The sequence below is a fragment of the Candidatus Methylomirabilota bacterium genome, from assembly GCA_036005065.1.
Taxonomy (GTDB): Bacteria; Methylomirabilota; Methylomirabilia; order Rokubacteriales; family DASRDR01; genus DASYQW01.
Genome location: DASYQW010000142.1, coordinates 1 through 4237 on the forward strand (window position 1 = coordinate 1; position 4237 = coordinate 4237).

Annotated in this window: 4 protein-coding genes; all 4 read left to right on the plus strand. The window is 70.7% G+C overall.

Annotated features, from left to right (window positions below; genetic code table 11):
* The first annotated feature begins 88 nt into the window (after nt 1-88).
* Nucleotides 89-985, plus strand: coding sequence for an ABC transporter permease (locus VGW35_10235; GenBank protein HEV8308035.1), 897 nt, complete (start codon nt 89-91; stop codon nt 983-985).
* 67 nt (nt 986-1052) lie between these two features.
* On the plus strand, nt 1053-1997 hold the full coding sequence (locus tag VGW35_10240; protein ID HEV8308036.1) for an ABC transporter permease: 945 nt from the start codon (nt 1053-1055) through the stop codon (nt 1995-1997).
* 127 nt (nt 1998-2124) lie between these two features.
* Nucleotides 2125-3672, plus strand: a complete 1548-nt coding sequence (locus VGW35_10245) for an ABC transporter substrate-binding protein (GenBank protein ID HEV8308037.1) — start codon at nt 2125-2127, stop codon at nt 3670-3672.
* Between the two features lie 8 nt (nt 3673-3680).
* Nucleotides 3681-4237, plus strand: a 557-nt coding sequence (locus VGW35_10250) for a DNA-3-methyladenine glycosylase I (protein HEV8308038.1), incomplete at its 3' end; no start/stop codon positions are given.

Here is a 4237-nt window from a genome sequence, read left to right on the forward strand (position 1 = left end):
GTGGGGGACACCCGCCCGCGGCCGCAACCGGAATCGGCGCCGCCCGACCGTTGACGCCCGGGAGTCGCGTTGATATAAGGGGCCCACCGTGACGGTCGAGCGCGCGCGGGCTCCCCTTTCGCGGTCGTCATCGCCGGGCACCGGCGCGCGCCTCCGCCGGCAACCAGGGAGCCTGGTCGGGCTTATTGTCCTGATCACCCTGACCGCCCTCGCGCTGGCGGCCCCGATCGTCGGGCGGTACGACCCGCTCCTCCAGGAGCGGCAGAGCCGCTTCCAGCCGCCATCGCTCCGCCACTTCTTCGGGACGGACGAGTTCGGCCGGGACATCTGGAGCCGGGTGGTGCACGGCGGGCGCGTCTCGCTCTTCACCGGGGGTGCCGTCGTCCTGGTCGCCGGCGTCGTCGGCATCCCGCTCGGCCTCCTCGGCGGATACGCCGGCGGCTGGCTGGACGCCTCGATCATGCGGTTCCTCGACTTCCTCCTAGCGGTGCCGGCCATCCTCCTGGCGATGGCCATCATCGCGGTGTTGGGGCCGGGAGCCGTCCACGCCGTGCTGGCGGTGGCGGTGGTGAGCATCCCGGCCTTCGCCCGGCTCACCCGCGCCAGCACGCTGGCCCTGAAGGAGCGGGAGTTCGTCCTGGCCGCGCGCGCCATCGGCGGCGGGCCCGCCTACCTGATGTTCCGGACGATCCTGCCCAACGCGGCCTCCCCCCTCCTGGTCCAGGCAACGGTGGCGGCCGCCTACGCCATCCTGCTCGAAGCGGCGCTGAGCTTCCTCGGGCTCAGCACGCGGCCACCCGAGCCCAGCTGGGGCTCCATGCTCAACACGGGCCGCTCGTTCCTCTACCAGGCGCCCTGGTACGGCCTCTTCCCGGGTGTGATGCTCACCGCGGCCGTCCTGGCCCTGAACGGTCTCGCCGACGGCCTCCAGCGCGCGCTGGGGGCGAGTCCGCTCGGACGGGCGACGGCCCGCACCGGAACCTGATGGGCCGTCAACCACCCGCCCTGGCGCACCACTGCGGAGCGCCGCCGCTCCCCCCCGGGCTCGACTGATGGCGCAGTACGTCTTCGTCCGCCTCTTGCAGCTCGTTCCCGTCCTTTTCATGGCCTCGGTCGCCGTGTGGCTCCTGATCTATCTGATCCCGGGCGATCCCGCCCTCGCGCTCCTGGGGCCGGACGTCACGCCCGAGCAGCTCCAGCTGGCCCGGGCGCGCATGGGGCTCGACCAGCCGCTGCCCGTGCAGTACGCCCTCTGGCTCGGGCGGGTCACCCGGGGCGACCTGGGCGTCTCCTACCTGAACGGCCTCCCCGTGCGCACCATGCTGGCCCAGCGGGTCCCGGTCACCCTCCAGCTGACGGCCGCCTCGCTGATCGTCGCGCTTCTGATCGCGGCCCCGCTGGGGATCCTCTCGGCCGTGCGCCCTCGATCGTGGTGGAGCCGCGTCGCCTCCGGGTACAACGCCCTGGCCATGGCCGTGCCGACGTTCTGGCTCGGCATCCTGCTGGTGCTGCTCTTCGGCCTCTACCTCCGGTGGCTCCCGACCTCGGGCTACGTTCCCGTCTGGGAGGATCCGGCCCGCGCGCTGCGCTTCCTCGTCCTGCCCGCGATTACCCTCGGGGCCTATGTCTCGGCGATCCTGGCCCGGTTCACCCGGGCCGCCCTCCTCGAGTCGCTGGAGCAGGATTACGTCCGCACCGCGCGGGCCAAGGGGCTCCGCGAGCGGGCAGTGGTCGGGTCGCACGCGCTCCGGAACGCGCTGATCCCGGTGGTGACGGTGCTGGGTCTCCAGTTCGGCGCGTTCATGGGCGGCGCGGTCATCACCGAGGCGATCTTCGACTACCCCGGACTCGGGCGGATGCTGCTCCAGGCCATCCTGACCCGTGATTACACGGTCGTTCAGGGGACGATCCTGTTCGTCGTCTGCGCCTTCGTCGTCATCAACCTGTTGACGGACCTCGCCTACGCCTTCCTGGATCCGCGGATCCGGTACTCCTGACCGACCGGCGGCGGCCGGGCCGTGGCCCCACCCCTTGCGCCGCGCGGGCCGTCCTGGTATACATGGCCAGCCCGCGTCCCCGGCTCGTCGATCCGCGCCGCCGGCACCCAGAGCAAGGAGGCACGCCATGCCACCGACTCGCGCCACCACTGACCTCGCCCGTCGCGCCTTCCTCCAGCGCGCGCTCCTCCTCGGCGGCGGCGCGCTGGCCGGCCCCGGTCTCCTCACCCTCCCGAGACCGGCCGCCGCCAAGAAGCGGGGCGGCACGCTCACCGTCGGCATGCCCAACGACTTCAACACGTTCGACCCGCAGAACCTCTCGTTCGCGAACTTCACGCTCCAGCAGAATCTCTACGACACGCTCGTCCGATACGACGGCAGCCTGAAGCCGCTCCCCGGGCTGGCCGAGCGCTGGACGATCGCCCCCGACGGCCACGCCGTCACCCTCAGCCTCCGGCGGGGCGTCCGCTTCCACAGCGGAAAGGAGCTGGTCGCCGCCGACGTGGTGAAGAACTTCGAGAAGGCGGCCGACAAGGAGCGCGGCCAGAACATGCTGCCGGCGGTCGCCAACGTCGCCAGCGTCACCGCCCCCGACGCCGGCACCGTGGCCATCACGTTCAAGAAGGTATCGCCCGAGATCACCGACGTCCTGCAGGCCATGGCGATCATCGAGCCGGCGGCCATGGACTCCCTCAAGAACCGGGGCTCCGGGACGGGCCCGTTCAAGTTCGTCGAGTGGGTGCCGGGCGACCACACCACGCTCGAGCGGAACGGCGCCTACTGGGGCGCGCCGGCGCCGTACGTGGACCGCGTCGTCTTCAAGGTCTTCAGCGACTCCGACGCCATGGTGGCGGCCCTGCAGTCGGGGATCTGCGACCTGGTCGTGTCCCTGCCCCCCAAGGACGTGGCGCGGCTCGGCCGCGAGTTCAACCTGGTCCGGGGCTACCCCGGAGCCCTGACCTACGAGATCCGGGTCAACGGCACCAAGCCGCCGTTCGACAAGAAGGAGGCGCGCCAGGCCCTCCTCTATGCGATCGACCGCGCGGGCGTCGTGGAGAACGTGCTCTTCGGCGTGAGCCAGCCGACGGTCCTGCCCTTCAGCCCGAAGTCGGCGGCCTATGACGCCACGCTTCAGAAGTATCCGTTCGACCTCAAGAAGGCCAAGGAGCTCTTCGACCGGGCCGGGGTGGCGGGCGGCAAGGCCCAGTGCCTGGCCCTGCCCCAGTTCCCCGAGCTGCCGGCCATCGGCCAGATCCTGAAGGCCGACCTGGCCAAGATCGGGTTCGATCTGGAGCTGGTCGTCCTGGACTCGACTCAGTACTACAAGCGCGTCCTCGGCGGCGACTTCCAGCTCGCCACCTCGTTCTCGGGCAACACGCAGAAGTATCCCACGCGGGTGGCGCTGAACAGCATCTACCGGACGGCCAACAACCCGGTCTGGGGGAACAACGTCCCCAAAGCCTACGTGGACGCCATCAACGAGGCCAACGGGACCATCGACCCGACCCGACAGCGGGCGGCCTTCGCGAAGCTGAACGCGGCGCTCCTCGACGAGGCCTGGGTCGTCTCGATCGCGTATCGGCAGAGCGTGTTCGGGCTGGCCAAGCACGTCGACGGGTTCGCCTTCACCGTCGACGACATGGCGGTGCTGGAGAACGTGAGCCTGGAGAAGTAGAGCCGGCCGTGCGGCGGCGGTGCCTCTGGGTCGGCAGCGACCCGCTCTACGTCGATTACCACGACCGCGAGTGGGGCGTGCCGGTCCACGACGACCGGATCCTGTTCGAGTTCCTGATCCTGGAGGGCGCCCAGGCCGGCCTCTCCTGGCTGACCATCCTCCGCAAGCGCGAGCAGTACCGCCGGGCCTTCGCCGGCTTCGATCCCGAGCGGGTGGCGGCCTTCGGCGCCCGCGACGTGCGACGGCTGCTCGGAGACACGGGGATCGTCCGCAACCGGCTGAAGATCGAGAGCGCCATCCGGAACGCCCGGGCGTTCCTCGAGGTTCAGCGTGAGTTCGGCAGCTTCGACCGCTTCCAGTGGCAGTTCGTGGGCGGCCGGCCGAAGCGGAACCGCTGGACCAGCGTCAAGCAGGTCCCGGCCCGGACCGCGGAGTCCGACGCGATGAGTCGCGAGCTCAAGCGGCGCGGCTTCACGTTCGTCGGCTCCACCATCTGCTACGCCCACATGCAGGCGGTCGGCATGGTCAACGACCACACCCGTGACTGCTTCCGCTTCGGCCGGGT

Coding starts and splice junctions, on each gene's coding strand:
- VGW35_10245 (HEV8308037.1), top strand. CDS start 2,125: ATGCCACCGACTCGCGCCACCACTGACCTCGCCCGTCGCGCCTTCCTC.
- VGW35_10240 (HEV8308036.1), top strand. CDS start 1,053: ATGGCGCAGTACGTCTTCGTCCGCCTCTTGCAGCTCGTTCCCGTCCTT.